General features: G+C 65.4%; 4 protein-coding genes. 2 read left to right on the forward strand and 2 right to left on the reverse strand.

Going from position 1 to position 2,256, the window contains the following annotated elements; genetic code table 11:
* Positions 1 to 207: hypothetical protein (locus tag VNW74_RS17075; protein WP_325678868.1), on the reverse strand; the 207-nt coding region annotated here is incomplete at its 3' end.
* Positions 208 to 702: 495 nt separating this feature from the next.
* On the opposite strand from VNW74_RS17075, the gene VNW74_RS17080 reads away from it, so the two are divergent.
* Together VNW74_RS17080 and VNW74_RS17085 are read left to right on the forward strand one after the other, a co-directional pair.
* Positions 703 to 1,419 carry a hypothetical protein gene (locus tag VNW74_RS17080; protein ID WP_325678870.1) on the forward strand — a complete coding sequence of 239 codons (717 nt, stop codon included), beginning with the start codon at positions 703 to 705 and terminating at the stop codon, positions 1,417 to 1,419.
* A gap of 67 nt (positions 1,420 to 1,486) precedes the next feature.
* Complete coding sequence (locus VNW74_RS17085) at positions 1,487 to 1,822, forward strand: hypothetical protein (protein WP_325678872.1); 336 nt, start codon at positions 1,487 to 1,489, stop codon at positions 1,820 to 1,822.
* A 212-nt stretch (positions 1,823 to 2,034) separates the two neighbouring features.
* On the opposite strand, the gene VNW74_RS17090 is transcribed toward VNW74_RS17085, so the two are convergent.
* Positions 2,035 to 2,256, reverse strand: a 222-nt coding sequence (locus tag VNW74_RS17090; protein WP_325678874.1) for a hypothetical protein, incomplete at its 5' end; no start/stop codon positions are given.

A 2,256-nucleotide genomic window follows, 5' to 3' on the forward strand; every position in this document is an offset into this window, starting at 1 on the left:
GCCGGCGCGGTAGACGCCGTGGGCACAGTGGACCGCGCCACCGTGGCGATACACCGGGGCATGGTAGACCGGCCCCTTGCGGACGACGGCGGCTCCATTCGGCCCAACGCAGCCGGCGCGGTAGACGCCGTTGACGCAAGAGGCAGCCTGAGCTGGGTGCGCCAGGGCGAGAGTGACCAGGGCGGCGAATGCGGCGGGCTTGATCATCGTGCCAAATCCATTCTGGGGCCGCTGAACACGCGGGGAAGGTTTCTTTGGTCGGGCCGCGCGGCGGCCACCCTGTCAAATGACGTTCGGGCAACACAGCACTCATTATGAGGCGCGCCTAAAACACGAATGCCGGCCAGGTGGTCTGACCGGCACCGTGACGGAGAATGTGATGCGCGTACATCGCAAGCTCCGGCTTCGGATAATCGTGATCTGGCGTGTAAGCGTCAAGATCATGCTGATCCGTTAGCCGGGGGAGGTCAACCGGCGACGGTTGGCCTTCCCCGTCGCGCTTTTACTGGTGGGGACGTGTCCACCGGTTCCGGGCATCACCCCGTCGAAACGTCCGACAGGTGGTCCCATGCGCTCGCCCCCTGGGAGCGCCCGAGGGGGCCTAAAGTCCGGTGGATGATTATCCCGCGGCGCAACACGCGGCGGCGCTGGTTCCGGTGATTGATGTTCTCTACAAAATTTGTAGAGAGCATCGGGTGTTTCATGGCCGGAAAACCACTCTTCAAGGCACCGCTGACCAAGACCGAGATGCAGCGTCGCTGGCGGGCGAAGAAGCGGCGAGATCTGATCATCAGGGGAGATCGCGCCGGGCTGCGGACGCCGAAGGCTCGTCCGGAGGATAACGAATTCTGGCCGACGCCGCCCTGCTTGCGCGCGGCATTGACTTGGGGGGTGTTCCCGAGTGTCCCCGAGGGCGCGATATGGGAGTGTGCCGCCGGCAGCGGCGAGCTTGGCGACGACATCGCGGCAACCGGGCGGCAGGTGATCATGACCGATATCGACCCGCAGCGCCGCGGGATCAGCCGTCACGACTTCTACGACGCGCCGCCGGCCGCGACAGCCGGCGCGATCGCGGTCACCAACCTGCCGTGGTCGGAGGAACGCCTCGACCCGTTTATCGCTCGCGGTCTGGCGCTGGTGGATAGCGGCCATTTGCGCGGCTTGGTGCTGCTCCTCCGCATTGATCACACCGGCGCCGGCGGACGGGCCGCGATTCTCAACCGCGCCGCGGCGATCTGGACATGTTGCTGGCGCCCGACCTGGATCCCCGGCACGAAGGGGAACGGCCGCTGGTGGTGCGTGTGGGTGCTATGGCTGCCGGGCGTAAGCGGGGCGACCGCGATCCGGTTTCTCGAGCCGGCCGAGCTGCGCGCCGCCGGAGTGTGGCCGAGGAACGGCGCCAGCCCCTCGCGCTGCTGACCGGGGCCGCGGCGGTCGTGATGGCGGCGCTGACTTCGTGGTGTTCGACAGGTAATAATTCGCGCCGATGAGTGAAAACCTCGACGACCTCGACCTGATGACCAACCTGTACCCGCGCACCACGGGCTTGCCGATGGTGATTTGGGTGGGCCCGAGCTATGGCGCTGGGCATAGCGCCCGCATCAAGGTGATGCAGCGGCACGGGCAGCAGATGGACCCGGGCGACCTGGCGGTTGTCGCACTGCAGCCGCAGCCGCATGTCGTTGCCGGGTTGCTTTCCGCCGCCGATCTACGGCTTGTCGGCCAGTGGCTCGCGGTGAACCACGACGCGGTGCTCGATCATTGGAACGCGCTCATCGACGGTATCGAATTGGGGCAGCGATTACGCAAGCTGCCGCCGTGAGCTAACCCCCTACCGACTGCCTGCCCCTGATCCTGACCCGCGCCCGCCGTGGTGGCGGCGCTTGGTTCCGGTGATCGTCGCGGTTCGTGGCGATGGTACAAGGGAGCCAACCAACCCAGGAGGCGATTTAATGACCGAAGATACACAAGCCGTAGTTGCAGCCATTTTGGCAGCAGTTCGTATCATGCAAACAGGGCATTCCAGGGGCCGCATCAACTCGCGGCGCTTACGAAGCCGAATATCGCAAGATGCTTGATCGGGTGCAAAATCCCCACAGCCCAGAACCGCCCGAGCGGCCATAAGCAGGCGACGATGCTGGTGACGTTGACGAGTCGCACCTCAATCTCGGTCCGATCGCGAATTTGCCGTGCCTCGCCGTGGTGGCGGCGCTGGTTCCGGTGACCGGATGAGTTAAACTGACGAAGACGAGCGCC

Source organism: Mycobacterium sp., assembly GCF_035570115.1.
Classification (GTDB): Bacteria; Actinomycetota; Actinomycetes; order Mycobacteriales; family Mycobacteriaceae; genus Mycobacterium.

Excerpts from the sequence above, each read along its gene's own strand:
- VNW74_RS17085 (WP_325678872.1), top strand. The coding sequence starts at position 1,487 with ATGAGTGAAAACCTCGACGACCTCGACCTGATGACCAACCTGTACCCG.
- VNW74_RS17080 (WP_325678870.1), top strand. The coding sequence starts at position 703 with ATGGCCGGAAAACCACTCTTCAAGGCACCGCTGACCAAGACCGAGATG.